30 protein-coding genes and 1 pseudogene are annotated in these 24,749 nt (G+C 61.5%); 12 read left to right on the forward strand and 19 right to left on the reverse strand.

Going from position 1 to position 24,749, the window contains the following annotated elements; genetic code table 11:
* The first annotated feature begins 48 nt into the window (after positions 1 to 48).
* Both Hhyl2_RS00075 and Hhyl2_RS00080 read left to right on the forward strand, forming a co-directional pair.
* Positions 49 to 429, forward strand: coding sequence for a DUF8163 family membrane protein (locus Hhyl2_RS00075; RefSeq protein ID WP_483548674.1), 381 nt, complete (start codon positions 49 to 51; stop codon positions 427 to 429).
* Positions 422 to 1,345 carry a DUF7982 domain-containing protein gene (locus Hhyl2_RS00080; RefSeq protein ID WP_483548675.1) on the forward strand — a complete coding sequence of 308 codons (924 nt, stop codon included), beginning with the start codon at positions 422 to 424 and terminating at the stop codon, positions 1,343 to 1,345. The genes Hhyl2_RS00075 and Hhyl2_RS00080 overlap by 8 nt, the downstream gene beginning before the upstream one ends.
* On the opposite strand, the gene Hhyl2_RS00085 is transcribed toward Hhyl2_RS00080, so the two are convergent.
* The 3 genes from Hhyl2_RS00085 to Hhyl2_RS00095 are packed head-to-tail and all read right to left on the reverse strand — an operon-like array spanning position 1,346 to position 3,733.
* Entirely contained in the window at positions 1,346 to 2,365 is a 1,020-nt protein-coding gene (locus Hhyl2_RS00085) for an AAA family ATPase (RefSeq protein ID WP_483548676.1), read from the reverse strand. It lies immediately after the preceding gene.
* Positions 2,366 to 3,457: a DUF4350 domain-containing protein gene (locus tag Hhyl2_RS00090; protein ID WP_483548677.1), complete on the reverse strand. Its 1,092-nt coding sequence runs from the start codon at positions 3,455 to 3,457 to the stop codon at positions 2,366 to 2,368.
* On the reverse strand, positions 3,458 to 3,733 hold the full coding sequence (locus Hhyl2_RS00095; protein WP_483548678.1) for a DUF8044 family membrane protein: 276 nt from the start codon (positions 3,731 to 3,733) through the stop codon (positions 3,458 to 3,460).
* 87 nt (positions 3,734 to 3,820) lie between these two features.
* On the opposite strand from Hhyl2_RS00095, the gene Hhyl2_RS00100 reads away from it, so the two are divergent.
* Positions 3,821 to 4,378, forward strand: a complete 558-nt coding sequence (locus Hhyl2_RS00100; protein WP_483548679.1) for a metal-dependent hydrolase — start codon at positions 3,821 to 3,823, stop codon at positions 4,376 to 4,378.
* Between the two features lie 4 nt (positions 4,379 to 4,382).
* Here the strand turns inward: Hhyl2_RS00100 and Hhyl2_RS00105 are convergent, their stop codons facing one another.
* Positions 4,383 to 6,491 (reverse strand): hypothetical protein, encoded by a 2,109-nt coding sequence (locus Hhyl2_RS00105; protein ID WP_483548680.1) that lies wholly within the window; start codon positions 6,489 to 6,491, stop codon positions 4,383 to 4,385.
* A 207-nt stretch (positions 6,492 to 6,698) separates the two neighbouring features.
* Between Hhyl2_RS00105 and aglF the strand changes: the two genes are divergently transcribed.
* Positions 6,699 to 7,454 carry a UTP--glucose-1-phosphate uridylyltransferase AglF gene (gene aglF, locus Hhyl2_RS00110; RefSeq protein ID WP_483548681.1) on the forward strand — a complete coding sequence of 252 codons (756 nt, stop codon included), beginning with the start codon at positions 6,699 to 6,701 and terminating at the stop codon, positions 7,452 to 7,454.
* A gap of 81 nt (positions 7,455 to 7,535) precedes the next feature.
* Here aglF and Hhyl2_RS00115 read toward each other — a convergent pair whose 3' ends face one another.
* Genes Hhyl2_RS00115 through Hhyl2_RS00145 form a run of 7 tightly spaced genes read right to left on the reverse strand, consistent with a single transcriptional unit; the run spans position 7,536 to position 11,761 of the window.
* A complete protein-coding gene (locus Hhyl2_RS00115; RefSeq protein WP_483548682.1) occupies positions 7,536 to 8,471 on the reverse strand; it encodes a hypothetical protein in 936 nt (311 codons plus the stop codon).
* Positions 8,468 to 9,250, reverse strand: a complete 783-nt coding sequence (locus Hhyl2_RS00120) for a DUF8168 family protein (RefSeq protein WP_483548683.1) — start codon at positions 9,248 to 9,250, stop codon at positions 8,468 to 8,470. Before Hhyl2_RS00120 ends, Hhyl2_RS00115 begins: the two co-directional genes overlap by 4 nt.
* Positions 9,251 to 10,114, reverse strand: coding sequence for a hypothetical protein (locus Hhyl2_RS00125; protein ID WP_483550537.1), 864 nt, complete (start codon positions 10,112 to 10,114; stop codon positions 9,251 to 9,253).
* A gap of 12 nt (positions 10,115 to 10,126) precedes the next feature.
* Complete coding sequence (locus tag Hhyl2_RS00130; RefSeq protein WP_483548684.1) at positions 10,127 to 10,768, reverse strand: zinc ribbon domain-containing protein; 642 nt, start codon at positions 10,766 to 10,768, stop codon at positions 10,127 to 10,129.
* Entirely contained in the window at positions 10,765 to 11,082 is a 318-nt protein-coding gene (locus Hhyl2_RS00135; RefSeq protein WP_483548685.1) for a hypothetical protein, read from the reverse strand. Before Hhyl2_RS00135 ends, Hhyl2_RS00130 begins: the two co-directional genes overlap by 4 nt.
* Complete coding sequence (locus Hhyl2_RS00140) at positions 11,079 to 11,549, reverse strand: hypothetical protein (protein WP_483548687.1); 471 nt, start codon at positions 11,547 to 11,549, stop codon at positions 11,079 to 11,081. The genes Hhyl2_RS00135 and Hhyl2_RS00140 overlap by 4 nt, the downstream gene beginning before the upstream one ends.
* Positions 11,549 to 11,761: a DUF8118 domain-containing protein gene (locus Hhyl2_RS00145; RefSeq protein WP_483548688.1), complete on the reverse strand. Its 213-nt coding sequence runs from the start codon at positions 11,759 to 11,761 to the stop codon at positions 11,549 to 11,551. Before Hhyl2_RS00145 ends, Hhyl2_RS00140 begins: the two co-directional genes overlap by 1 nt.
* A gap of 207 nt (positions 11,762 to 11,968) precedes the next feature.
* Here Hhyl2_RS00145 and Hhyl2_RS00150 point away from each other — a divergent pair, with 207 nt between their 5' ends.
* From Hhyl2_RS00150 to Hhyl2_RS00165, 4 genes are all read left to right on the forward strand, one after another.
* Entirely contained in the window at positions 11,969 to 12,217 is a 249-nt protein-coding gene (locus Hhyl2_RS00150; RefSeq protein ID WP_006167228.1) for a hypothetical protein, read from the forward strand.
* Between the two features lie 49 nt (positions 12,218 to 12,266).
* Positions 12,267 to 12,689, forward strand: a complete 423-nt coding sequence (locus Hhyl2_RS00155) for an HNH endonuclease (protein WP_483550538.1) — start codon at positions 12,267 to 12,269, stop codon at positions 12,687 to 12,689.
* Entirely contained in the window at positions 12,686 to 13,060 is a 375-nt protein-coding gene (locus Hhyl2_RS00160; protein ID WP_483548689.1) for a DUF7718 family protein, read from the forward strand. Before Hhyl2_RS00155 ends, Hhyl2_RS00160 begins: the two co-directional genes overlap by 4 nt.
* 177 nt (positions 13,061 to 13,237) lie before the next feature.
* On the forward strand, positions 13,238 to 14,035 hold the full coding sequence (locus tag Hhyl2_RS00165; protein WP_483548690.1) for an SWIM zinc finger family protein: 798 nt from the start codon (positions 13,238 to 13,240) through the stop codon (positions 14,033 to 14,035).
* Between the two features lie 69 nt (positions 14,036 to 14,104).
* Here Hhyl2_RS00165 and Hhyl2_RS00170 read toward each other — a convergent pair whose 3' ends face one another.
* Together Hhyl2_RS00170 and Hhyl2_RS00175 are read right to left on the reverse strand one after the other, a co-directional pair.
* Complete coding sequence (locus Hhyl2_RS00170) at positions 14,105 to 14,257, reverse strand: hypothetical protein (protein ID WP_483548691.1); 153 nt, start codon at positions 14,255 to 14,257, stop codon at positions 14,105 to 14,107.
* A 119-nt stretch (positions 14,258 to 14,376) separates the two neighbouring features.
* Positions 14,377 to 14,721 (reverse strand): hypothetical protein, encoded by a 345-nt coding sequence (locus Hhyl2_RS00175; protein WP_324759626.1) that lies wholly within the window; start codon positions 14,719 to 14,721, stop codon positions 14,377 to 14,379.
* 94 nt (positions 14,722 to 14,815) lie between these two features.
* Here Hhyl2_RS00175 and Hhyl2_RS00180 point away from each other — a divergent pair, with 94 nt between their 5' ends.
* Complete coding sequence (locus tag Hhyl2_RS00180) at positions 14,816 to 15,133, forward strand: hypothetical protein (protein ID WP_483548692.1); 318 nt, start codon at positions 14,816 to 14,818, stop codon at positions 15,131 to 15,133.
* A gap of 150 nt (positions 15,134 to 15,283) precedes the next feature.
* A pseudogene (locus Hhyl2_RS00185) lies at positions 15,284 to 16,592 on the forward strand (RNA-guided endonuclease InsQ/TnpB family protein).
* A gap of 141 nt (positions 16,593 to 16,733) precedes the next feature.
* Here the strand turns inward: Hhyl2_RS00185 and Hhyl2_RS00190 are convergent.
* On the reverse strand, positions 16,734 to 17,144 hold the full coding sequence (locus Hhyl2_RS00190) for a winged helix-turn-helix domain-containing protein (protein ID WP_483548693.1): 411 nt from the start codon (positions 17,142 to 17,144) through the stop codon (positions 16,734 to 16,736).
* Positions 17,145 to 17,417: 273 nt separating this feature from the next.
* Between Hhyl2_RS00190 and Hhyl2_RS00195 the strand changes: the two genes are divergently transcribed.
* Entirely contained in the window at positions 17,418 to 18,404 is a 987-nt protein-coding gene (locus Hhyl2_RS00195; RefSeq protein WP_483548694.1) for an NAD-dependent epimerase/dehydratase family protein, read from the forward strand.
* 3 nt (positions 18,405 to 18,407) lie between these two features.
* On the opposite strand, the gene Hhyl2_RS00200 is transcribed toward Hhyl2_RS00195, so the two are convergent.
* The 5 genes from Hhyl2_RS00200 to Hhyl2_RS00220 form a co-directional block, all read right to left on the reverse strand.
* Positions 18,408 to 19,373 (reverse strand): NAD-dependent epimerase/dehydratase family protein, encoded by a 966-nt coding sequence (locus Hhyl2_RS00200; protein ID WP_483548695.1) that lies wholly within the window; start codon positions 19,371 to 19,373, stop codon positions 18,408 to 18,410.
* On the reverse strand, positions 19,366 to 20,301 hold the full coding sequence (locus Hhyl2_RS00205) for an NAD-dependent epimerase/dehydratase family protein (protein ID WP_483548696.1): 936 nt from the start codon (positions 20,299 to 20,301) through the stop codon (positions 19,366 to 19,368). The genes Hhyl2_RS00200 and Hhyl2_RS00205 overlap by 8 nt, the downstream gene beginning before the upstream one ends.
* Positions 20,298 to 21,473 (reverse strand): NAD-dependent epimerase/dehydratase family protein, encoded by a 1,176-nt coding sequence (locus Hhyl2_RS00210; RefSeq protein WP_483548697.1) that lies wholly within the window; start codon positions 21,471 to 21,473, stop codon positions 20,298 to 20,300. Before Hhyl2_RS00210 ends, Hhyl2_RS00205 begins: the two co-directional genes overlap by 4 nt.
* A gap of 113 nt (positions 21,474 to 21,586) precedes the next feature.
* The gene (locus Hhyl2_RS00215) at positions 21,587 to 22,438 is read right to left on the reverse strand and encodes a TrmB family transcriptional regulator (RefSeq protein ID WP_483548698.1); all 852 of its coding nucleotides are present in this window, start codon (positions 22,436 to 22,438) and stop codon (positions 21,587 to 21,589) included.
* 152 nt (positions 22,439 to 22,590) lie between these two features.
* Entirely contained in the window at positions 22,591 to 22,752 is a 162-nt protein-coding gene (locus Hhyl2_RS00220; RefSeq protein ID WP_483548699.1) for a hypothetical protein, read from the reverse strand.
* Positions 22,753 to 22,911: 159 nt separating this feature from the next.
* Between Hhyl2_RS00220 and Hhyl2_RS00225 the strand changes: the two genes are divergently transcribed.
* Positions 22,912 to 24,708, forward strand: coding sequence for an ABC transporter ATP-binding protein (locus Hhyl2_RS00225; protein WP_483548700.1), 1,797 nt, complete (start codon positions 22,912 to 22,914; stop codon positions 24,706 to 24,708).
* The last annotated feature ends 41 nt before the right edge of the window (positions 24,709 to 24,749 follow it).

Below are 24,749 nucleotides of genomic sequence, written 5' to 3' on the forward strand. Positions count from 1 at the left end.
CATCGAGAAACAGAAGACGTAACACGCCGAGCGACACCACAACCGACAATGGCAGAGACGAGAGAGACCGATTCGATCGGCGGGTTCGCTCCGCCCGTTCTCGCTGTCGGAGCAGTCGCTGCCGTCCACGTCGGTTCGCTGGCCGTTCTCCCCGAATTTCCGCCCCTCCAGATCGTTGCGCTCATCGAGGGACTTGGTCTGTTGGCCGTGGTCGGCACTACCGTCCTGAGTGAGGGTATCGGCCGTCCGCTCGCTGTCAGTGCCGTGCTGTACGCGGTCGTGACGGGTGGCACGGTTGCGCTGATCGTCCTTGGGACAGACCTACTGGTCGCCACCGCCGTCATCGGTTCAGCACTTGCGCTCGTAAGCTACGGGCTGCACCGCTACGAACTGGTCATGCTCGGTCTCGTGGAGGCAGCCGATGAGTAGCAGTGACTCGGCCGAAGCACAGCGAGAGTACTCGACGACTGGCGACAGCCAGCGCGACGACAAGACCGAGCCGGAGGCACTCCGGACTCGACTCGAACTCCTCGAAGAGGAGAACCAGCGCCTCCGCGAGGAGTACGCCCGTGCACGGCGGACACGCTACCGTCGGACGGCCCTCTCGCTCGCGGGCCTGGGTGCCGTCGCAGCACTCGGTGGGCTCCTGTTTCCAGCGGCACGGACCGTCCTGTTCGCGCTCGCCGGGACAGGTGCGTTCCTCGGGCTGTTGATCTACTATCTCGCACCAGAACAGTTCCTTCCGGCCTCGCTGGGGGAGACAGTGTACTCCGCGCTCGCCGACAACGAGAGCAGTCTGGTCGCCGAACTCGGACTCCGTGAGACTCGCGTGTACGTGCCCACGTCCCAGAGCGTCCGACTGTTCGTCCCGCAGCACGAGGAGTACGAGGTGCCCAGCACGGACGACCTCGAAGACGCGTTCGTCGTGACCAGTGCCACAGGGACCCGAGGCGTTGCGCTGGATCCGACTGGAGACGGTCTCGCCGACGAGTTCGAGCGGGCCGTCACTGGCGTCCCCGACGATAACCCGGAAAGGCTAGCAACACAGACGACCGATGCGCTGGTCGAGCAGTTCGAACTGGTCGAAACGGCCACGGCGGACGTCGATCCGGCTGGCGGTCGCGTCACGGTCGCACTCTCGGGAAGTACCATGGGCCGTCCGGATCGGTTCGACCACCCGGTCGTCTCGTTCCTCGCGTGCTCGCTGGCGAGACGACTGGACACGTCTGTCACCGCCGATGTCGAAGCAACACCCGACGGACAGTACGACTATCGGGTGACGCTACGATGGGACGAGAACGGCGAGAGCGACGAAGAGACCGACGCGGCAGCGCCGGCTGGCTGATTACTCCTCAGCAAACTCGTCTTCTAACTGTCCGCCGTCGGCTGTCGCTGGCTCGGTTTCATCTGTGGCATCGAAGCTACTGCCGGGCGGTTCGACACGGCCGACGATATCCGTGATGACCTCGCGGGCCGTCCGGTCACTCAGTTCGGCATCGGTACTTAGTCCGACCCGGTGGGCAAGGATCGCGACAGCCAGCGACTTCACGTCGTCGGGGATGACGTAGTCTCGGCCCTCGATCGCCGCGCGGGCCTTGCTGGTATCGAGGAAGGCAAGCGACGCACGTGGCGAGGCACCGTGGCTGAGATCCGGACTCTCGCGCGTTTCGGCAACGATATCGAGGATGTACTCCTTCACCGTCTGGTCGATGTACACGTTCGAGGCGATCTCCTGTGCTTCGGCCACCGACTCGCTGTCGACGACCTGCGTGACTTTCGAGGGATCGAGATCCGGCTGTCGGTCGAACCGATCGAGCAGTTCCGCTTCCTCGTCGCGCTCGGGAATATCCGCGGTGAGTTTCAACTGGAAGCGGTCGCGCTGGGCCTCCGGCAGTTCGTAGGTTCCCTCCATCTCGATGGGGTTCTGTGTCGCGACGACCATGAACGGGTCGGGGAGGTCGAGCGTCTCGCCCTCGATGGAGACGGTCCGTTCCTGCATCGCCTCCAGGAGCGCGGACTGGGTCTTCGGCGTCGCGCGGTTGATCTCGTCGGCGACGACGACGTTGGCGAACACCGGCCCTTTCTGGAGTTCGAACTCGCCGGTCTGCTCACGGTAGATCGACGTCCCGGTGATGTCCGCGGGGAGGATGTCGGGAGTCATCTGGATACGGTTGTAGTCGAACCCCGTGACCTCGGCAAACAGGTTGGCAACGGTCGTCTTGGCGACACCGGGGACGCCTTCCAGGAGAATGTGGCCGTCGGTCAGGATAGCGATTGTCAACCCCTTGACCAGCTCCTCTTTGCCGATGAGGACCTGGCGCATCTCGTCGCGGATATCAGCGTAGAGGGCGGCAGGGTCGGTCATCTACTCTGATTCGTCTCGCCGGCGTATAATGTGTTGCGACACGCGCTCGACACGATCGGTATCCCACTCGGGGTGGCGGTCGCGGACGTACGCGACGATATCGGACTCACTGAGCCCGGTTGTCGTCTCAGGTGGCTCCGAACCCCGGAGTCGACTTAGCGTCGCAGGGATCGGTATCGACGGCCTGCGTGCCCACAGTGCGATTGTAGCTAGCGCAGCCGTCGCGATGAGGGCTTGCAGTACCGGGGTTCCACGGACGACGAGCAACGCGTATGTCAGCGGCGGCAGCGGTGGTCGGTGCGAGTAATCGAGCAGCGCCACCGACGCGTTCTGACTCACGCCGCGGACGAACGCTACGTTCCCCTCACGATCGAGCATCGAGTTCGTGAAGACGCTCGCGTCGCTGACGACGACGACACGGCCCTGGCCGACAGATTCGACCGTGGCGACGGGATACGAGCCGATCGGTTCCTCGTCGTCGAGCGTATAGTTGCGGTTGCGGTCGAGATAGGACGCCTCGGTTGTCCGGACGAGCACCTGCACGTCGCGCTGGTCCGTCCCGAACTCCCTGTCTGGGACATCGAGGACAGTCCCTCGGTTCAGCGTGAGTCCGTCGGTTCCGGCGACGAGCGGGTGGTCGGAGACGTTCGTCGCCACCGGGAGCGACGCGTTCCGGTAGCTGTTCTGTTCGTCCAGGACGAGTGTCCCGTTCACTCGCGTCTCGACGTCCAACTCGGCGAGCAGTCGATTCGTCGCGTTCGGCGATCCGTTCTCGCCGGCGACGACGACAGTCCCGCCGCTCGACGCGAACTGTCGCACGCGAGCGGCGTCCCGCGCGCTGTACTCGCTCGTCGGAGCGAGGATAAACGCGACACCCTCACCCCGTGCTTCGACGTACGGGTCGGTCGTCCGGGTCAACTGTGGGGCCGCGCCGGCCGTTTGCGTCGTCTCCCGCAACTCTGCACCGCCGTTCCAGTCGCTGTTGTAGGGGCCGTAGGCGACGCCGGAGGTACTCATCGCGACGACCAGCCCCAGGTTGGTCAACACCAGCAAGACGACGAGGACGACTCGTGGGTAGTCCGTCCAGTCCATCTATATCAGCCCCGAAGGGAGGATCTCGAGGATGCGCCTGATGACGATATATGCAAACCCGAGCAATCCGACGAGAATCAGCCACTTCAGACGGGCACGCCAGCGCGGGGTGACGTTGATCGGTGCCGTGAGTTCGACGACGACGAGGAAGCCGATGAGCGAGACGACGAAGAACAGATCGAGTGTCAGCGAGTTCAGCGCCGCCAGCACCAGCACTGTCCCGAGCATCCAGAGGGCTTGCCCGTGGACGAACTGCTGGCGGCGCCTGGTAGTCATCGTGGCGAGGTTGCCGACCGAACCCTTAGAAGGTGTCGACATACGGGAAGCGACAGACACAAGCGGCCCCCGACGAACTCGACTCGTATGTGGCCCTGGGGACACGCAGCGGTCGGGTACATCGCATACTCGTTGTACGTCCGTAGCCACGGTCGGCGACCGACCGCGGTGGCAGTGGTTGCCCTCGCGATCGGAACGCAGTTCCCGGACCTCGTCGACAAGCCCCTCGGGTGGACACTCGGTGTCCTGCCGGGCGGCCGAACACTCGCTCACTCACTACTGACGTTCGCCGTTGTCGGAGCCGCCGTGTTGTACATCGCCCGTCGATATCGCCAGCGACCACTCGGCGTCGCCTTTCTGGTCGGGTATCTCTCGCATACTCTCTCAGATGGTCTGTATTCGGCGGTTAAAGGAGAGTTCGCAGATCTGACCTACCTGTTGTGGCCGGTGCTCCCGTTGCCCGAATACGAGACAGCACAGAGCTTCCTCGCACACTTCCGAAACCTGGCGCTGGATTCGTCACTCGCAATCGAGTTCGGGTTAGTTGTACTCGCGGCGATCCTGTGGGCACTCGACGGGTACCCGATGCTGGCTGCGTTCCGGACCGCGATTCGTGATCGAGTATGGCGTACGGATACGAGGTGACGTCTCAGTCCCCCGCTGGCGATGACCCAGATGCGTCGCCCGCCTGTTCGACCGACTCGATGAGTTCCTGCACGGCCTCGGTCGCCTCTCGCTGTGATGTCGACGCGAACTGCACCTGTTCGTACAGTTCCGTGACCCGCCGAAGCATGGCGACATCCGTCTCATCCAACTCAGCGATCTCCTGACAGTGGCTGTAGAATTCCCACGGCGTGGCACTGGTGTCGTGTCCGACACGCTGTGCGAACTGCTGCCGGAGCGCCAGATAACCGAGACTCGCTGCTGTTTCCGGCGCGTCTGCCGCGAGTCGGTCGCGGGCTGATTCGAGGAGTGTCTCCGACTGCACAGTCGAATCTGGTTCGGTACCGAACGAAGGCGTCTCACTCCCAGACGGCCCGTCCGAGACAGCCGAACGCCGTCGTGCGAGAAGTCGACGGCCGACAACGACTCCGAGGCCGAGCAGGAGAAGTACACCGACCCCGCCAGCGGCCCACAAGCCGACAGGTGTCGTCGGAATCGTCACACTATCCGTAGTGGTGGCCTCACCAAGATTTGTCGTCGCCCCGCTGTACTCGATGGTGATTGTGAGCCCAGCGAGCGACTCGAACGGGCCGCTACTCCCGACATCTGCTGGGAGCGTGAACGTCTGTTCGAACCCGCCGTTCCGACCCGTCGAGGCCGTCCCCAGCGCCGTTTCGTTCACGCCGATACTGACCTGTTGCGCCGGGACTGGTTCACCGTCCTCCGTGGTGAGAGTGCCGCTGACTCGAATCGTCCGATCGGAAACGTGGGTGGCCGACGACGACAGCGCTGTTCGTGTCTCCGTAACGGTCAGTGGTGCTGACCCGTTGGCAGACCGCAGGGCCTGGTCCTCGAAGGGGACGAAGACGCGGACCGTGCGTTCTCCGTCAGGGACCGATGCCGAGATGGTGATGTTCTCCTGATACCGGCCTTGCGCGTCGGTTTCGTTCCGCACGGTCGGTTGTCCGTCGACCAGTACGAGATACGAGACGTTCGCAGCGCCTGCCTGCCCCCCGACGCGACCGGAGACGGTGACTGTCTCGTTGTATGCACGACGTTGCGGCTGCACGTCGACGGAGACCGACGGTCTGACCGGCTGGATATCGGTATCGATGGTTGCAGCCGAGCCGAGGTAGACCGACTCGTTGGACGGGAGATAACGGACCGTGACGGTCGTCGTGTTGGCGGGTATCGTCGTCGGCCTGTACGTTAGGTTGAATCGGCCGTTGCGGTCTGTCGTCGTCTCGAGGGTCTGGTTACCGACAGCGAATCGGTGCTGTCGGTTCGCGACCGGGTCACCGGTGTCGAGGGAGACTGTGCCGTCGATCCGAAGTGGATCTATGAAGGAGATCTCACTGTCGGTTGTCGAAACGGACAATCGAGTCGGTGTGAACTGTTCGTCACGCACAGTCTGCTGTGTCATGTTGATCTCCCGAACCGACTGGTTGATCGACCCGAGTTCAGTCGCGTTCTGGCTGGTTACGTTTGCGAGCTGCCGGTTCGAGTCGACGACCGCCTCGTGTCGGCGGTCAACACGCTGCCATTCTCGTTCCAGAACGCGTGCAGTCGCTAGTTCGCTCGTCGGCAAGCCATCTCCCTGACTCGCCATCCGAACACGTTGCTGGCGCGTTGCTGTCCCGTCTGCGAGGGCACGGTACCAGTCGTAGGTAGTCCAGTACCGCTCGATAGCAGCCGCAAGCACCACCTGGTCTGCTTTGACCGCACGGAACGCCATTGCCTTCTCTGTCTGGCCGGTCTCTTCGGCGACGTCCGCGTATCGGTCTAGCAATGCCTCGTATTCTGAACCGTTCAGCGACTCACGAGCCTGTCTGGCCTGGTCCCGGCTGATGTTCAGCGAGCCACTCCGAGCCCGCTCTGCCAACTGCTCGGCCATTCGGCGTTCGGTCGCGCTCAGATCCCGGTTGCTCTCGACTCCATCAGGATCAGTATGTGAGGTATTGTCCTCGGTGGTGACTCCGATCGCTGCCCCAGGAAGAACGGCACCAACGACTGTCCCGACGAGTAACAGGGAGAGAGTGACGCCGACGAGCACGAGGACGGCAAATCGCCCGCGGTCAGTCTCGGTGCCAGTCACGCGAAGGGATTGTACCGTGGCGATATATACGCTCTTCTGTTCACGCGGTCCCAGGCGCAAGAGAGTACTGCGGAAGGAGTCGAGTCAGTTAGGGCGGTAGAACTTGCGAAATCAGCCATAGCGACAGCAGGACAACCCTCGACACAGACAGCACCGCGAATTCTGAACGCACAATAACTTTGTACACCCGTCAAGTAGAGCGGTAGTATGAAAGCTGTCGTACTCGCCGCTGGCGAAGGCACTCGACTCCGCCCACTCACAGAGGACAAACCGAAGGGGATGGTCGAGGTCGCCGGCAAACCGATCCTCGCCCACTGTTTCGAGAAGCTCATCGACCTCGGCGCCGACGAGTTGCTCGTCGTCGTCGGCTACAAGAAACAGGTCATCATCAACCACTTCGAAGACGAGTTCGAGGGTGTCCCGATCACCTACACCCACCAGCGCGAGCAGAAGGGACTGGCCCACGCGCTGCTGACCGTCGAGGACGAGATCGACGAGGACTTCATGCTGATGCTGGGGGACAACATCTTCGAGGCGAACCTCCAGGACGTCGTCAACCGACAGCGCGAGGACCGCGCCGACGCGGCCTTCCTCGTCGAGGAGGTTCCCTGGGAGGAGGCCTCCCGGTACGGCGTCTGTGACACCAACAAGTACGGCGAGATCACCGAGGTCGTCGAGAAGCCCGAGGACCCGCCGTCGAACCTCGTGATGACCGGCTTCTACACGTTCACGCCGGCGATCTTCCACGCCTGTCATCTCGTCCAGCCCTCGAATCGCGGCGAGTACGAGATCAGCGACGCCGTCGACCTCCTGTTGCACTCGGGACGGACCATCGACGCCATCCGGATGAACGGCTGGCGCAACGACATCGGCTACCCCGAGGACCGTGACCAGGCCGAGGAGCGCCTCCAGGGCGAGGTCGACCCCGAACTGGCTGCCGAGAACCTGGCAGCCAGCGAGTAACAGTTGTTGGAAATGTGATCTACTTTATTCAGTCAGACCGACGCGGACACTGCGGAATCCTTGCCGGTCATTGTTCGTTTGTCAGTGCTCCGACTTCGGCTTTTCTATCTGTTTCTTGACGTTGGTTTCATCTGGAGTGACTGGTTTCACTCGAAGCTCTCCGAAGCCGTACTTCGAGTGGTTCCCGACGCGGGTGAGCCCGGAGATGGCGGTCTCCACCGGACGGTCGCCATCGTAGCCGACGACCACGCCGTGATCGACGGCCTCCAACTCGTACGTGTCGCCGCCCTCGATGACCTTCTCCAGCCGGTGGCGTAGCTGCGCTTCATCGTCTACGCTCCACCACCACGGCACGCCCACGTTGTTCGCCCTCGGGTACTCCGACCGGAGGACGAACGGCGTCACGAGTTCGAGTATGAACGCATCGCCGTCTTCAAGACGCGAGTAGTCCAGTACCTCCAGGTCAACGACCTGCGTGTCTTTCAGCGTGGTCGTCCCGTATCCGTAGTTCCGTTTGCCTCCGAACTGGAGGCCGTCAAGCACATCCTCGCTCAGCGGCAGGAGATCGGGGTCATCGGCGTGCAGGTAGGCGTTCACGTACCAGCGCGTGGTCTGCTGCTGTTTCCGAGCGTCGTCCGGCCGGCCCATGATGGTCTCGTGAGCCAGCGCCGGCATCCCGCTCTGGAACCGGATGTCGTGGGCGTTCAGCCCGTCGCGGGGTCGGGTATCGAGGAGCCACGGGTGGTCGGAATGCCGGAAGAGGAACAGGTCGTCGTAGCTCTCCACGTCGGGGAGCAACGACCCCATGTACGGGCGAATCCCGCTCTGCGAGTGCTCTTCGGGGAACGTCCCGAACTGGCCAGGGACAAACATCCCGTGGCTGGCGTTGATCTGCTGGTGGACATCGTGCTCCAGCTGCATCCCGAGCGCGTGGTAGATCGCGTTCCCCGAGACGTAGTACGGGTGCCCGAGGTAGTCCATATCGAGTTCCCAATGAACCTGCTGGATGTGCGTCACGCGTTCTCCCTCCGAGTTTCGAGATCTTCGATGTACTGTAGCGCGGTACTCCAACTCCAGATCCGCCGGAGGTTGGCATCGAGGGTCATGTCGTGCTTGTCGTGATTGACATCGAGCGGGTGCGCGGTGAGGCGCTTCCACGCCGACGCCCACGACCGCCACGGGCGGCTTCCAAGGCGCGCCCACGGCTGCCCGTTCGTGTTCTCGTCGATTCGGAGCGCAAAGCGGTCGCCCGCGTAGACCGTCCGATGGGGCACGACCTCCCCGGCGTCGTCCACGACCAGGAGGAGATCGGAGAACTCGTGACCGGCGAGGTAGTTGTCCAAGAGCGCCGCCACGAGTAGCGTGTGGTACTTCAGGCTCGTGTACGCGTAGTAGATGCTCTCGTTGAACCCGCTCGCTACGTCCGACGTGAGCCACGCCCGATGCATCGCCTCAGGGTCGGAGCCCGTCAGCAGGTCGTTGATGGCCTCAGAGAGGCGCGGGCGTGAGAACTCCTCCGGGTCGTAGTGGGAGTCGCCTGTCAGCAGCGACAGCCGGTAATGCGTCTCGTGGTTGTCCACAGTCTGCTCGGGCTTCCCGTCGGGCCGCGAGAGCGCCGACGCGTCGCCGTCCGCGCCGTGCGGGACGGTCTGGTTCACCGGGACGCCGTGGAAGGTGTCCGGGGCGTAGTCGTGCGTCTCGCCGTTCAGCTTGTGGGCGTCGTGGCGGTAGGCCGCGACCATCACGTCCTGTCCGGCGTCGCCCTGGGAGTCGCTGAGAGTGACGTTCTCTCCCATCTACGGGCCCTCCTCGATGCGCTCTTCCAGCGCCTCCACGAACGCCGGGCGGTACTCCTCGGCCCACTGGTCGTCTTTCTCGTCCATCTTGTTCGTGTTGCCCTTCCCGCGGTCGAAGACGCGCTTCAGTTCGCGTTCCTCGTAGAGCGGATTGATGAGGTGGCAATCGACGATCCCCGCGCCGAAGTTCCGCGCGCCACCGAGCTGGTGCATGAAGTCCGTCTTGTGCCCATCGAGGAAGTCGATCCCCTCCGCGAGCAGGCCGATGAACTCGGGCTTTGTCTCCCGGAAGGAGAGATGCCAGCAACCGTCAAGATTGGCGACGGCGTCCACCTCGGCGTTCCGCAGCGGTTCGCGGTTGTCCTCCCGATTCCGGGAGACGATGTTCCGGTTGAGCCGGCGGTAGTGGCCTTCGGCCTGTCCGCGTGTGTAGTCCACGCTGGAGCGGACGGGATTGAACTTGATCGGGCGACGCATCACCTTTCCCGGCTGGTTGCCGAAGCCGCCGAAGAGGTCGAAAATCACGCAGCCGTGGTCTTCTTTCGGGTATTCGACGCACGCACCCTTCTCATGGTAGCCGTCTTCGAGGTCGCGCTCGTAGATGTCTTCCTTCATGAAGTTCGCATTGGCCTCGCCGGGGTGGCAGGCGGTGCCGTCGTTCTCGGAGACGACGCGCTCCATCCCGTGGCGGAGCCAGCCCGAGAGCGGAAAGGCGGGGATGATGCCGCCGATCTGGTTCTGCGGGTCGTCGTCCTCGTAGTTGCCGTTCGAGGCGTGATGCCGGTCGGTCATGATGCTGTCCCCGACCACCAGTAGGTCGGTCTGAATCCGTACGAACACGTCGCGGTCGATGTCTTCAATCATCTGCATGTTAGGTTAGTTCGGTTTTTCAGCGAGATCGGCTCGCTGTGCGATACTGAGGGCGGCGCTCCCGTCTCTGGAGACCGTGCCGACAGGACAGTCTTCAGTGGTGCATTCCACAGCATCCTGGCCGACAGAGCCGAGGTCGCCGCAGACGTGGCACTGCTGAGTTGTGTACTTCGGATCGATGTACATCACCGGGATTCCCGCATCGCGGGCCTTCACCGCGATGGCGTGCTGAAGCGCCGGGACCAACCACGTCCCCACGTCCGAGGCCGTCCGCCGCTCCCACAACGAAGCCCCACAGAACGACAGGTCTTCGAGCACCAGCACCGGGCCAGCGAACTCCTGAGCGTAGCGAACCACGCGGACAGCCGCGTCGTAGACCTGCGGGCGGATCTGGTGCCAGAGAGCCGCGAACAGTTGGATCTGCCCCTCGGTACTGTCGAACTTCGCGCCCTGGAGCGCTCGCATCGCTTCTACGAGCGCCTCGTGGCGCGTCCGGATGTGGCTGCCCTCGATGGTGAACGCCGACTCCACGTCGCCGTCCTCCGGGGCTGCCGCGATGAGGTTCTTCACGCCGACGTCCACGCCAACGGACGTGAACCCAAGCGGGCGGCGCTGGCCGACCGTCGCCGGGAGTGGCGTGCTGCTCATCGGCTACTCACCCACTCGTCGCGGTCGGTCGGGTGGTAGGCCACAATCTCGTCAAGGAACTGTTCGACCTCGGGGATCGTCCGAAAGGCGTTGAGATTGACCGTCTTGACGTAGTTCTTGTCTGCGATGTAGACGTCGTAGACGCGGACGCCGTTCTCGTACTGGCACCGACTGTACAGCTTCAGCCCGTGGTAGTCCAGAACAACGCCGTCCGGGTATGCGCCTTCCATCATCTCCTGGAGGAAGTCCGAGGTCTCGTAGGGCAGATCGTCGCCACGCGGCGCGATTACGTCGGTCGGGTCGGGGAGCGTCATTCCGACTCCTCCAGTTCGTTCATCCGCCGCGTCTCCTCGTCGATGATGGTGGTCAGCTGGTTGCTGGCATCTTCGTCGGCGTCGATGCCGTTGTAGTTGATGTCGCAGGCGACCCACCCGGCGCAGTCGCTACAGAGCTGGCCCGCGAGCATCCCCGGGAGTTCAGCCGCGCCGAGTGGGAACGCCACCTCGAAGTAGTAGCCGGGCGAGACGTCGTCGCCACACTGCATGCACTGCCCGTCGCCGTTGTCGTGGTCTTGGACGTGCTGGCACGCCCGGCAGATGTCGGCTTCGAGCGGCGCAATGGTTTCGACGATCGTCCGTTCGACCATCTCAGCGGGCTTCTCGGCGCCACAGATGTCGCACACCTGCGTGTCCGGAGCTTCGTCGTCGGTCGGGGCTGCCGCTTCGACCGTCGGGAGCGTCGTGAGCGCCGCCGCAGCGCCGAGGAACGTGCGGCGCTGCATCACTCCCACCCACCGTTGCACTTGCACCTGCCGTCGCGGAGATCGTGGCGGCGCATCGCTTCGACGCCACAGCCGGTGCACCGGAAATAGTCGTGGCCGGTGTAGTCGTCGTAGCGGTCAAACTCCGGGATGGGGCCTTCGATGGTCGGTTCGTCGTCCGATTCGTCCGTCGTGCCGGAACGCTGAAGTCCGGCAGATTTCTTTATCGACATGGGTTCTCTGGCCATTTCCGAGAACCCGAGGCGTCGGTGCCTTGAACACCGGCCGCCTTCTGCGGCGTGCCTCGTGTTCTCAACTACACCTACAACCGGGTACTACTTAGTCTTTATGCTTAGCAAAATGCTTGGCCATATGTTGAGAAAATCATTAGGCGTATGGCTGAGAATTATGTCCTGTGAAGTAGAATGGTAGAACACACGATGGTCAACGAAAACTACGAACCGAATGATCGGGAGGAAGACGTCCTCAAGCAGTTCAAAGAAGGGCGTGATTCTGGCGACCCGTGGGGCCGTGTTAACCCTCTCTACTTGCGAGAACACTCTGAGTTGGACAAAGGACAGGTGGAGTACGCACTCCGGAACCTGAAGAATGCCGGATGGGTGGAGCAACTGAATCGAGGTGGACTCTACGAACTGGTCGAAGACCCTCGGGAGGAGGAAGATGAGTGAAATAGAGTGCCCATCTTGCAACAAAGACTGGTTCGATTCCGAAGCTTCGATGCGACAACACCGTGCGCAAGTGCATGACAAGAGTCTGGCTCAGACGCTCACATTCGTGTGCGAATGGTGTGGAGAGGAGTTCGAGCGCACTGATACTCAAGCAGATGGTGCCCGCTTTTGCTCTCAAGAGTGCAGTGCAGAGTGGCGAAGGGCCGACGGAGACTGGTCGGCACACAGCGAAGACGGGAGAGATGAAGCACTCGAACGCGACAATCACGAGTGTCAGAGGTGTGGCGAAGACACCGACATCGAAGTTCATCACCTCATACCACGGTCAGCAGGAGGCCCTGACAAAGCGGAGAATCTCGTTACTCTGTGCTCAAAATGTCACTCGTGGGTTCACGCCGCGGGGTTTTCACAGCTGCTTGAGGAAAGGAGCGATCTGTACGAGGAGCTGCGAGAGGCCGTGTGTGACGAATGACGGACCACGAGGTGACGCCGCCGCCGGATCGGCTGGCCGACCGCGTGCAGCTTCGTACCGCGTTCTCAACGGAGCGCGGCGAGGTGACGCGCTTCATGATCCAGTTGGAATACTGGCTGGAGGGCGACTGGGGTGAGGTCGTCCGCTACAATCACGACCGCGACGCACCCGGTGGCCACGACATCACCGAGGAAGGCCTGCATCGAGATATCTACCGCGACGGCAAGAAAATCCCGTCGGAAGATGTCTCGTCCCCGATTCCAGCGAACGAGGGGTTCGATGCCGCCGAAGAAGATTTACGCGAGAACGTCAAAAGAGTCATCAAGAGGTTTGAGAAATGGCACGGAGTGAAAGACAGGAGCGACCTGTGAGCGACGAAGAGTTCGAGTCGATGCCCGAGCGCATCAGCAGCCACTTCGACCGGGTACGCGACCTGGTGGAGCAGGAAACCGACGACCCCAACGACTCCGACGCCTGAGCGCGGCTTTTTTATAATATCACCCACATTTCCAACAACTAGTAAGCGAACTCCTTGTCCGCGATCAGTCATGCGAATCGACGAGTCGGGAATCCGTGAGCGCTGTACCGAGGCCGTCTTCGAGCGCGGACAGAACTACCGGCGTGAGGGACGGGTAAGTCGGCTCTCTCGATTCGAGGACCGGGTGACTGCCGACGTCCGCGGGTCGAAATCCTACGACGTGACGATCGACCTATCGACCGAGGCGTTCGAGGCGACCTGTACGTGCCCATACACCGGGCCGGGCGTATGCAAGCACGTCGTCGCTGTACTGCTAGAAGCCATCGAGGACCCACCGACGGACGAACGCGACCGGATCGACGAACTGCTCGACGAGACGTCGGACGACGAACGCCGGAGCTTCCTCCGAGAAGAACTCGCCCGCAGCCCCGAACTCCGCGATCGGTTTCAGGTACGGTTCGATGACACAGCACCCTCCGTCGAGGAGTACCGCGCCGAGATCGACGAACTGTTCGACGAGCACACGGCCGACTACCCCGTGGTCACAGAGGCGATCGACTTCTCTGACGTCTTCGAGCAGGCCGAACAGTACCGCTCGCGCGAGCGATACCGTGCGGCGGCGACGGTCTACCGGGCAATCGCCGAGGGAATCGAAACCAACGAAGGGGTCATCGACGCGGCATACGACCACTATGCGCAGGCGTTCCAGCGGGCGCTCGATGGGTGGGTTAGGTGCATACAGCAGGACGGGGTAGCTGAAGAGCACCGTCGTGACGCCATCGAAGCACTCTCGGCACGTCGCTCCGCGGCCGTCGGCCCGTATGCCGAACGATACGAGGAGGCGATCAGGCAGCTCGAAACGTCTTGATTTTCGTTGTGTGAAACCACACCGTTGCGGATTTGATAGTTTACTCTGAGAGTCAAGCGCGTATCGACTCTACACCCCTTCTTCGCGGAACCTGAGCAGGTCGATATTCAGAGATAACTCGTCGAAGTCATCGTCCGTTCCCGCAACCAGTGTTGCGTCACGTTCGTCGGCAAGCGCGACTGCGTACGCATCGGCCAGTGAGATGCGTCCGTCGGCTTTCACTGTTCCTCGCCGTCAGTCCACTCGTGGCGGTGGTGGTGGCCTGCGCCGTGGGTCAGTATAAACAAGGACGTCGCCATCCGCCTTCGATATTATAGGATACAAGCCTATAGGACATAAACCTATTCGCCGGCGACGTTGAGCGCGCTGTTGAGTTCGAAGAGTTCCTGGACGACGTCGCTCTTGGCGACGCGATACCGGCGGGGCGAGGTGTTTGGAACTTCCTCGACGATCTCGGTTTCCAGCAGGAGGTCTATGTAGTTGCTCACCGTTTGCCGGGTGACACCGGCGTGATCGGCGAACTCGGTCTTGTTGAACTCCCGGCCCGGAGGAAGGGTGAGGACAGCATCGATGAGGATCGGGACGCTCTCGTGCTGGAAGAGGTGAAGGACGCCGCTCGGGTTCTCAAGACGGGCCTCCTTGGTGTCTTTCTCCTCCGCGGGGTGCGTTGGCGTTGACTCACTCATACGTCTAGTGTGCCGATCAGCGTATATAATTGTTTCTTCTACCGTAAACAGCCGTTAACGTAGCCTTATAAGCGAGGGGTGAAAAGAGAGGCATATGCGTAAGCCGTCGGTGAAATGCGCTCTCCTCGCGGCCATGATAGCCGAGCACCGGTGGGGATCGCCGATCGTCGAGGAAAACCTCCTCTCCATCTCCGCTATCGAGCCGGGCGACTATCCGACCGCGAGCGAACTCTTCGATGGACTCCGCAGCAAGGACTATATCACATCGAAGGGGAGCCGTGGGATTATGCTGAACAACAGCGAGTTTGGAGCGCTCGCTGATGTGCTCTACGACGAGTGTGAGTGGGAACCGTTCGAGATCCGGAGTCGTCTGAAGCACTACGAAGGATGGGACCAGCACGAATGGGCGTGAGGCTCAGGAGACGCCCGATTCAACTGAAGCGGTAGCGCGGAGTCCCCTTCCTCAAGGAGCGACCGAAGGGTGCGAGTAGGGAGGAGAGGAGCGCGTTCGTATAGGCCACAGAAACTAATTTATAAGTAGCCACAAAATTACATTGAAGATGTGGCAGACGACTACGTGCGCCGGACAGCAATCACCCGCCTCTCGGTAGATAGCGAGCAACGCGAGTTGCTTGAGAAAACCATTGCTGAGTGGAAGTATGGTTGCCAGATTGCCACGGACATGGCGTGGGGCAAGTGCAACGCCAAGAGCGATGTGCAACCCCTCGCCTACGACGACGTGCGCGAACACACCGACCTCGGGAGTCAGCACGCGATTCTCGCCACGCACCAAGCCGCCCAAGCCATCACCGGCTGTATCGAACGCCGCGCCAAAGGCAAGAAGGTGAGCAAGCCCACCTTCACTGCACCCACGGTGAAATACGATACCCGGACCATGACGCTGTTTGATGATGATACGGTGTCGCTCTCCACAACGGAGAGTCGCGTCCGGTGTGACCTTGCTCTCCCTGACGCCGACGGCGGCTACCAACGACAGTACCTCGACTCTGACGAATGGAGCGTTACGGAAAGTACCCTCACCGCCCGCGACGGCAACTACTATTTACACATCGGCTTCCGCCGACACAAGACCGACACCGAACGGAATACCGCCGAGGACGGAACGGTTCTCGGGGTTGACCTCGGTATCGAAAACCTCGCCGTCACCAGTACCGCCTCCTTCGTCAGCGGGCGGGAGCTAACCCACGACCTCCGCGAGTTCGAGAAGGTACGCGCCGGACTCCAACAGACCGGGACGAGAAGTGCCCACCGAACGCTGGAACAATCGAGTGGCCGGGAACTTCGCTACGTCCGTGACGTCCACCACCAAGCGTCGAACGTGATCGTCGACGAAGCACTCCGATACGAGTGCGACGTGATCGCGTTCGAGGACCTGACGGACATCCGCGACCGAACGGGCGCGTCGTGGGGCCACAAGTGGGCGTTCCGAACGCTGTACGAACAAGTCGAGTACAAAGCCGAAGCGGTCGGCATCTCGGTGAAGCAGGTGGGTTCGGCGTACACGTCCAAGCGGTGCGCCGAGTGTGGATTCACGGCAGACGAGAACCGTCCGACTCGAAACGATTTCTGCTGTCAGAAGTGCGAATCGGAAGCGAACGCAGACTACAACGCGGTCGTCGGATTACATCCGACGGGCAGCAAAGTCGCGTGACGACTTTGCGACGGCGAAGAACATCGGAATGCGGTACGTCCGTCGGGGCCAACAGTCGTCTCGGCGGACGGGCAACAGTCAGCTTGCCCTACAGTCTGGAACGGTGACGCCGAGTGGCGGATTTACCGCCCACCCGGACGGGTTCGAGGTCGAGGACACGGACAAGCCCCACCCTCAACGAGCGAAGTCGTCAGACTGAGCGAAGTAGGGTGGGGTAGTTGACAGCCCGTCCAAAAGACTCGTCCAGAAGACAGTGAATCAGAGAATCGTTCACGGGAAGTGCTTTCACCAACAGTTGCGCCGAAATAGCCACTCAGTGTATCATCTGTACTGACTCGGATCATTCCGCTGTGCTGTCGTACATTTGGTCGAACTTCTGTTCGCCGCGGATCAACTCGTCGACACCCTCAGTGAGCGTCACTGTTCCGGATACAGTCGCCTGATAGTACGTGTACAGTCCATCCTGTCCCCGCTCTGTCTGCTGGCGCTTCTCGACGAGACCGACATCGACGAGCTTGTTCAGGTGGTAGTGGAGCGTACTGTCGTCGACCTCCATCGCGTCTTCGAGTTCAGCTGGGTTCATCTCGCCACTGCGGACGAGTCGGTAGAGGATCTCGTATCGGGTACGGTGGCCGACAGCAGCGTGCATACCGAGATACTCGTCCAGTGAGAGGATGCTGCTGTCTGGCAATAGATCGGCTGGGTCGGCGGGCAACTCTCTCTCAGAAGGCGCTGGTGGATCTGTCGGCATCCCATACTAACACCGACCGTACGGATACTTAATCAGTTCCGAGCCAGGAACTCTCGAAAATTCGGCGTTTTATAAGTATCAGAAGCAGTGCGCCGTTATCTCGGATATCGCCTGTGGTTTGGTCGACATGCTCTGACGATTCACAGGCGGCCTCATATACCGGAAACCTCGCGGTTCGTTTTAGTGGCTACATCAAGCAGTTCAATTTCAACATGGCTGACCCAACAGCCGAACCCGACGGCTTTTTGTCGCTTCCCCGACCCGCTTGGGGTAATGAGAATCCTCGTGACTGGCGGTGCGGGCTTCATCGGCGGCCACCTCGCCGAGCGGTTCGCAGGTGACGGCCACGACGTCGTCGTCCTGGACAACAGGGACCCGTTCTACGACCTGGACATCAAGTCCCACAACATCGAGACCGGACGGGCAGCCGCCGACGCCGGCGACGGGAGCTACGAGTTCGTCGAGGGCGACGTCCGCGACGCCGACCTCGTTACGGACCTCGTCGCCGACGCCGACTACGTCTACCACCAGGCGGCCCAGGCCGGCGTCCGCCCGAGCGTCCAGAACCCCCGGAAGTACGACGCAGTCAACGTCGACGGGACACTGAACCTGCTGGACGCCTGTCGCGACGAGGGCATCGAGCGGTTCGTCATGGCTTCGTCCTCGTCGGTCTACGGCGTCCCGCAGTACCTCCCCTACGACGAAGAACATCCGACGACGCCCGTCTCACCCTACGGCGCCTCGAAACTGGCGGCCGAACGGTACGCCTGTGCGTACAGCGAGGTGTACGACTTCCCGGCAGTCGCACTGCGGTACTTCACCGTCTACGGCCCGCGAATGCGCCCGAACATGGCCATCTCGAATTTCGTCTCGCGGTGTATGAACGACGAACCGCCGATCATCTACGGTGACGGCACACAGACACGGGACTTTACGTACATCGAGGACGTCTTGGAAGCCAACACCGCGCTGCTGGAGGAGGACGCCGCCGACGGCCAGGCAATCAACATCGGCTCGACGGACAACATCGAGATCAAGACGCTGGCCGAGGAGATTCGCGACCAGCTGGCGCCCGACCTCGACCTGGTCTACGAGGAACGCCACGACGCCGACGCTGAGCATACCCACGCTAGTACGGAGCGTGCGAGCGAACTGCTGGGCTACGAGGCTTCGCACACGATTCGGGAGGGCGTCTCGAAGTTCATCGACTGGTACCGGGAGAACCGCGAGTGGTACGAACCGCTGGTGCGGAACTCTTGAACGCTACTGGAACGCTTCTCTGACTGTTTCTTCGATCGTTCGCTCAGCTTCCCAGTCGAGCAGGTCACGAGCCCTGCTTGTGTCGACTGTGAACGACTCGACGAGCGTCTCGTCGTCGCCACGGGGGTTCTCGACGAGTTCGACCGGAACGTCGATCCCGGCCTGCTCGATGGCGATGTCCCGGACGAGGTTCGCCACCGAGTGGACGCTCGGATCCTCATCGCTTGCGAGTTCGAACTTCTCGACGCCGGTCTCGTCGGCTGCTCGCTGTTCGAGCAGCCGTTCGGCGCTCCGGACGTAGGCCTGTGCGATGTCTTTCACGTGGACGAAGTTGCGAGACTGTGTCCCCGGTTCGTACACAGTCAATGGCTCCTCTGCCAGCGCGCGCTGAACGAAGAAGTTGATGACGGTGCCCTTCGAGATGGTCTCACCGTTGACCTCGTGACTCCCGTATAGGTTCGATATCATGAACTGGTGGGCGGGGAACGCATCAACGGCGAACCCGTCAATGGCGCGTTCGCCGAGCAGTTTTGTCCGTCCGTACCAGTTCAGCGGGCCACGCGGCTGCTCGACGGTGATGGGGAACTCCTGGGGGTCGCCGAGTACCGCCATCGAGAAGGGAAAGGTCATGCCGGCGCCGGTCTTCCGACAGAACCAGGCGACGTTCTCTGTCCCCTGGACGTTCACCTCGTAGGCGAGGTCCTGGTGCTGGGTGCAGTCGTCGACGCCCGAGACTGCGGCCAGATGGAGGACGACGTCGGCGCCCGAGAGCGCTGCTTCCAGCCTGTCGCGGTTCCGGATGTCGACGTGATCGATGTCGATGTCGCCGACAGAGCGGGCCTTCGCCGCGTAGAAGTTGTCGATAGCGGTTATTTCCCAGTCTGGATGCTGTGCTTGCAGTTCGCCGAGGATGCGGCTGCCGATGTAGCCGGCCGCACCCGTGATCGCGATGTGTGGTGTCTCAGTCATCGGTGAACCTCGCTGCGATGTCGCGGACGCCCTCGCGGAGAGTCGTCTCCGGTTCGAACCCGGTCGTCGCCAATCTGTCGAACTCGACGTGGTAGGACGGGCCGGGGTGTTCGTCTTCGAGATAGGTGATGTCGACCGCGCCGACCTCCTCGTCGACGATCTCGGCGATCTCCGAGATCCGGTAGTTCTCGTCCGTGCTTCCGACGTTGTAGACGCGTTCGTCCCAGTCGTCTGGGGCGAGTGCGGCGTGCTTGTAGGCGCGAGCGGCATCCGAGACGTGGATGAATGGCCGCCAGTTCGAGCCGTCGCCGTAGACGGTCAGCGTCCGACCAGTCAGCGCCCTGAAGACGAAGTAATTCACGACGAGGTTGAACCGGACGCCGGGGGAGTAGCCGAAGTTCGTCGCCATCCGCAGTGCGGTCCCGTCCATCCCGAACTCCGCGCAGTATTCGGTAAGCAGCGTCTCCGAATCGAGTTTCGTCTCGGCGTAGGGGTTGATCGGGTCCGGATCGACCGTCTCGTCGATGTGCGTGCTCGTCGCCCGCCCGTAGACGTTACACGAGGAGGCAAAGACCACGTTCTCGACGCCGAGTTTCCCGGCGGCGTTGAGGACGTTCTCGGTGCCGTCGTAGTTGACCGCGAACGTCTCCTCGCGGCGGTCATGAGTACTATCAGCGCCGGTGATGGCTGCGAGGTGGACGACGGTGTCAGTCCCGCGCATCGCGCTCTCGACGTCACCATACTCGCGGACGTCGCCGCGCCGGAACGTGAGGCTGTCGTCGACGGCACCCATCAGGACGCGGGGCGACCCCGACGTGAGGCTATCGAGGACGACCACGTCGCCGACCCGGTCGTCGGCTTGCAAGCGTGGGATCAGATCGCTCCCGATGTACCCACAGCCGCCCGTGACCAGGACGTCGGTCGTCATTCGTCGTCGACGAGGACGCCGGGCAGGAACCGGTCTTCGTAGGATGCGATGGTCTCGTCGTAGCGGGTCAACGTCTCGAAGATGTCCCGAACTCCCTCCTCGAAGGTCTGGTCCTGCCCGCCGATGAGGTCGGCATAGCGGTCGTTCTCGATCTCCATCTTGTGGGTCTCGTCCTCATCGCGCGGATTCTCGAAGTGCTCGACGGCCACGTCGAGATCGAACTCCGAACCCACGTCGGCGATAGTTTCGGCGATCTCGACGATACTAATCGCGCGGGTGACCTGGTTGTAGACGGTCAGTCCTTCGGGCCGGTCGTCGGGGTCTTCGAGCGCGACCTGTGCCAGGCCCTCGACGGCGTCCTCCAGCGAGATGAACGGCTTGCGCTGCTCGCCCTTGCCGTAGACGGTGACCGGGTAGCCCGCGACCGCCTGTGCACAGAAACGGTGCCCCACGGTCCCGAAGTAGTAGTCGAAGTCGAATCGGGTCTTCAACCGGTCGTCCTCGCGGGTCTCGACAGTCTCGGTCCCGTAGACGATGGCGGTCCGGACGTCCGAGATCGGGATATCGAACTGTTTGTGTGCCAGTCGGAGGTTCGCCGCGTCGTGCGATTTCGTGAGGTGGTACCAGCTACCTGCCATCGCCGGGAACGGCACGTCGTCGGCTTCGCCCTGGTTCTCCATCGTCGCACCGCCCTCGGGGATGGGGAACTCCGGCGCGCCGTAGACGCCCGTCGTCGTCGTCTCGACGAAGTGTGTGTCGGTGAGGTCGTGTTCCTCCAGGCCCCACAGGAGGTTCCGTGTGGCCTGCATGTTGTTGTGCTGGGTGTAGTTGGCCCGCTCGCCGTTGATCTGGGAGTACGGCGCGGAGGGCTGGGCCGCAGCGTGGACGACGACGTCTGGTTCGTGGACCGCCAGTAGTTCGTCGACGAACGACTTCTCGACGAGGTCGCCCTCGACGAACGAGAGGTTCGAGAGCCCGTGGACCTCGCGCGCGGCGTCGAGACGCCGATCGATGCTGGAGACGGGAGTCGCGCTCGTTGCGCCGACTTCCTCGACCCACTCGCGGCGAGCGAAGTTGTCGACGAGGATGACTCGGTCGTCGGTCCGGTCTGCGATCCGCAGGGCCGCCGGCCACCCGAGGTAGCCGTCGGCACCAGTGACGAGAATTGACATCGGTTACTCAGTTTGTGAGTAACATTCCTCAGTTAAATATCTTCTCCCACCGACATGTGGATTCGGCTCAATGACAAGTGAGAGCCGAACGGATTACTGAGATTCTGGACGCCTCACTGAGCCTGTTCGGTACTCTCGTACTCCCAGATGAGGTCGAAGTACCGCTGTAGACCGGCGACGAACGAACCGTTCTCGGTGACTGCGGCCTGGCGCATGTGGAGCGGAATATCTTTTTCTTCGACGAGGAGGATCGCCGTCCCCGTCTCGTAGTCCATACTCGGGTCCGCGAGCGTCCCGCGCCAGGGGAGTTGTTCCTCGCTGAATCGGATTCCGACGGCAGGGTACGACGACCGGATTCGCTCGACGATCCGTTCTTGGATGGCTCGGTTCTCTGGAGAGAGGTGGTCCGGATGGAGAAAGAGAACGTCGATGTCGACATCCCGGTCGAGTGCATCTGCGAGCGCCGTCTCGACGGCGTCAAAATACTCGAAGCTCTTGGTCAGGACGCTGACCGAGTGGTCTGCGTCCCGGTACACTGCCCGTGTCTCTGTCTCGCTGGGCTCGCCCACGTCGACGACGTAGAACAGTTCCTCGGTCGGCGTGACATCCTTCGCAGCCTCTCGGTAGCGCGGCTCGAACGTCGCCAAGAACTCCTCGGACATCGCGTCGATGTCCGCCCGGTACTCTTCGAAGGACTGTCGGCGGTGTTCGACTGCCCGGTCGAGAACCTCTTCGGGTGGCTTGGGCTGGTACTCTTTGGGCCGCCCTGAAATCACCTTGATGAAGCCCTTGTTGCCCAGGTTCTCGAGGACGCCGTAGATGCGGGCGTTTGGAATCCCGGTGGCGTCGACGAGGTTCGGCGCCGTCGACCGACCGTGGGTAAGCAACGCCTCCAGTGCGGTGGCCTCGTACTCTGTCAGGTCGAGTCGTTCGAGGAGTTGGTTGGCGTCCGACTCAGTGGCCATAATCCCGATTCTGCAGCGGGAGGTAAAATACCTCTTCTGATCAGCCGGTCGTAGACTGATTGTGTGCAGCCTCATCCCGACAAGACAATAGCCGAGAAGATATCACGATACGCGTCCACGGCGTGATCCATTCTGTAGTGCTATTCGAAACACTAGCGGGCGTTCGCCCCAAGTGACGACGCCCGTTCGGGGTCCTCGGCCCAAGATTTGAGAACAGCAGTGGCCTGTTCGGCCACGCCAAGGCTGACGTGTTCACCACACTCACATTCGGCGACTGTCTTCGCGACCTCGTCACCTTCACCGACGACCGACAAGACAGGTATCCCAACGCCAGCGAAGGGTACAGTTTCAAAGAGATACAGGTCCCAACCATGTTCCCCTAGAACCATCTATCTGGCTCTGTTCGCGACGCGTGATTGGGGGTAGCTCAAGGAACCACACTGTTTTTATTCCTCTCCGCGAAAGTGTACTCAGTGAGCGACAAGGCGCCCAGTCTTTCTCTAAGCGAGCAACTGACTGCACTCTATCACGTAGCCGCGTATCGCCCCGCGTTCGCCCTGGGTATCACTGTCTTGAGTATCTTTGCTGCCATCCTTGAAGGAGTCGGACTGGGTTTTTTGATTCCTGTCGTCGAAATTGCCCAGGGCAACACAGATTTGGAGACAACGAGTAGTGTCGGGCAAGCGTTTATCTCTGTCTACCGGTCCGTTGGCGTGCCGTTCACGATGGAAACCGTCATCGCTGGGGTGACCATCGTGATGATCGCGCGGTACACGTCGAGTTTTCTGGTTAACTGGCTCCAAGCGGCGCTCCGCACTGACTACGTCCGGCATCTCCAGACGAAGGCGTTCGATCATGCTCTCAATGCAGAGATCAGGTACTTCGACCAGCAGGGCTCTGACGAGATACTGAACGCCATCGTCACGCAGGCTGGGTACGCCGGTCAGGCGATCCAACGAGTCGTCAAGTTCGTCCAACAGGGCTTCCTCAGCTTGATGTATCTCTCCATAGCGCTGTACCTTGCACCGCTGCTTACCATTGGTGCGGCGGTGCTCCTTGGGGGGATCACTTATATTCTCCGTAGTGTTCTTGAGTCGGGTTACACGATAGGTGATCGCGTAGCGAACGCGAACGAACGGCTACAGGAGTCAGTCCAGGCCGGCACTCAAGGGATTCGTGACGTGAAACTGTTCGGAATGACTGGAGAACTGTTCTCGAATTTTATCGATGCGGCCGACCAAGTCGCTGCTTCCAAAATTAAACTCCGCCGGAACGAGGCGGCACTAGACAATTTTTACCAGATGTTGACTGCGATTACAGTTTTTCTACTCATCTACGTAGCATTGACTTTCGCCTCTCTCTCGCTGGCGTCATTAGGTGTCTTCCTCTTCGCTATGTTTCGGCTTGCTCCACGTGTAAGTACACTCAATAATATCGTTTATCAGATCGAGAGCGACCTTCCACACCTTGTACGGACTCAGGAGTTCATCCAAGAAATGCGCATACGAAATGAGGATTCTCCAGGGAATGCCGAGGTCCCGATCCCTGTTAAACGGGTCGTGTTCGACGACGTCTCGTTTGCTTACGACACCGGCGAGAAAATCTTCGACGGTCTCTCGTTTTCCGTTAAGCGTGGCGAGTTTGTGGCCTTCGTTGGCCCTTCGGGAGCCGGGAAGTCGACGATCGTCTCACTGCTGACCCGGATGTACGAACCCGACGACGGCCGGATCCTCGCCGACGAGCTCCCGATCAACGAGATGGACATCGATGAGTGGCGCTCGCGGGTATCCATCGTACGACAGAACCCGTTCATTTTCAACGAGACGCTCCGCCGCAACATCACCATCTCCGACCGTGAGGCATCAGATGACGACGTTGAGCGGGTCTGCGAGATCGCCCAGGTGACGGAGTTTCTGGAGGACTTGCCCAACGGCTACGACACAGTACTGGGAGATGACGGCATTCGCCTCTCGGGCGGCCAGAAACAGCGTGTCGCGCTAGCGCGGGCCCTGCTGAAGGAGGCTGACTTCCTCGTGCTTGACGAGGCCACGAGCGACTTAGACTCGAACATCGAGGAGACGGTCCACCGGGCAATCGAGGCGATGGAGCGAAATTACGCGATACTAGTGATTGCCCACCGACTGTCGACAGTGGTCAACGCAGACCGGATTTACGCTGTGGAGGACGGCGAAATTGCCGAGACTGGGTCCCATAGTGAACTCGTCAAGCGGGACGGAATCTACGCCGACTTGTACACGACGCAGACGTAACGTGAACAACGAATATGTACCAGCTGCCGGGAACAATAGCA

The sequence above is a fragment of the Haloarcula sp. H-hyl2 genome, assembly GCF_056934385.1.

Coding starts and splice junctions, on each gene's coding strand:
- Hhyl2_RS00075 (WP_483548674.1), top strand. CDS start 49: ATGGCAGAGACGAGAGAGACCGATTCGATCGGCGGGTTCGCTCCGCCC.
- Hhyl2_RS00200 (WP_483548695.1), bottom strand. CDS start 19,373: ATGACTGAGACACCACACATCGCGATCACGGGTGCGGCCGGCTACATC.
- Hhyl2_RS00100 (WP_483548679.1), top strand. CDS start 3,821: ATGTGGCCCTGGGGACACGCAGCGGTCGGGTACATCGCATACTCGTTG.
- Hhyl2_RS00160 (WP_483548689.1), top strand. CDS start 12,686: ATGACGGACCACGAGGTGACGCCGCCGCCGGATCGGCTGGCCGACCGC.
- Hhyl2_RS00215 (WP_483548698.1), bottom strand. CDS start 22,438: ATGGCCACTGAGTCGGACGCCAACCAACTCCTCGAACGACTCGACCTG.
- Hhyl2_RS00195 (WP_483548694.1), top strand. CDS start 17,418: ATGAGAATCCTCGTGACTGGCGGTGCGGGCTTCATCGGCGGCCACCTC.
- Hhyl2_RS00090 (WP_483548677.1), bottom strand. CDS start 3,457: ATGGACTGGACGGACTACCCACGAGTCGTCCTCGTCGTCTTGCTGGTG.
- Hhyl2_RS00210 (WP_483548697.1), bottom strand. CDS start 21,473: ATGTCAATTCTCGTCACTGGTGCCGACGGCTACCTCGGGTGGCCGGCG.
- Hhyl2_RS00120 (WP_483548683.1), bottom strand. CDS start 9,250: ATGGGAGAGAACGTCACTCTCAGCGACTCCCAGGGCGACGCCGGACAG.
- Hhyl2_RS00125 (WP_483550537.1), bottom strand. CDS start 10,114: ATGATTGAAGACATCGACCGCGACGTGTTCGTACGGATTCAGACCGAC.
- aglF (WP_483548681.1), top strand. CDS start 6,699: ATGAAAGCTGTCGTACTCGCCGCTGGCGAAGGCACTCGACTCCGCCCA.
- Hhyl2_RS00135 (WP_483548685.1), bottom strand. CDS start 11,082: ATGACGCTCCCCGACCCGACCGACGTAATCGCGCCGCGTGGCGACGAT.
- Hhyl2_RS00150 (WP_006167228.1), top strand. CDS start 11,969: ATGGTCAACGAAAACTACGAACCGAATGATCGGGAGGAAGACGTCCTC.
- Hhyl2_RS00165 (WP_483548690.1), top strand. CDS start 13,238: ATGCGAATCGACGAGTCGGGAATCCGTGAGCGCTGTACCGAGGCCGTC.
- Hhyl2_RS00190 (WP_483548693.1), bottom strand. CDS start 17,144: ATGCCGACAGATCCACCAGCGCCTTCTGAGAGAGAGTTGCCCGCCGAC.
- Hhyl2_RS00175 (WP_324759626.1), bottom strand. CDS start 14,721: ATGAGTGAGTCAACGCCAACGCACCCCGCGGAGGAGAAAGACACCAAG.
- Hhyl2_RS00180 (WP_483548692.1), top strand. CDS start 14,816: ATGCGTAAGCCGTCGGTGAAATGCGCTCTCCTCGCGGCCATGATAGCC.
- Hhyl2_RS00140 (WP_483548687.1), bottom strand. CDS start 11,549: ATGCAGCGCCGCACGTTCCTCGGCGCTGCGGCGGCGCTCACGACGCTC.
- Hhyl2_RS00130 (WP_483548684.1), bottom strand. CDS start 10,768: ATGAGCAGCACGCCACTCCCGGCGACGGTCGGCCAGCGCCGCCCGCTT.
- Hhyl2_RS00205 (WP_483548696.1), bottom strand. CDS start 20,301: ATGACGACCGACGTCCTGGTCACGGGCGGCTGTGGGTACATCGGGAGC.
- Hhyl2_RS00155 (WP_483550538.1), top strand. CDS start 12,267: ATGCGACAACACCGTGCGCAAGTGCATGACAAGAGTCTGGCTCAGACG.
- Hhyl2_RS00080 (WP_483548675.1), top strand. CDS start 422: ATGAGTAGCAGTGACTCGGCCGAAGCACAGCGAGAGTACTCGACGACT.
- Hhyl2_RS00095 (WP_483548678.1), bottom strand. CDS start 3,733: ATGACTACCAGGCGCCGCCAGCAGTTCGTCCACGGGCAAGCCCTCTGG.
- Hhyl2_RS00085 (WP_483548676.1), bottom strand. CDS start 2,365: ATGACCGACCCTGCCGCCCTCTACGCTGATATCCGCGACGAGATGCGC.
- Hhyl2_RS00145 (WP_483548688.1), bottom strand. CDS start 11,761: ATGTCGATAAAGAAATCTGCCGGACTTCAGCGTTCCGGCACGACGGAC.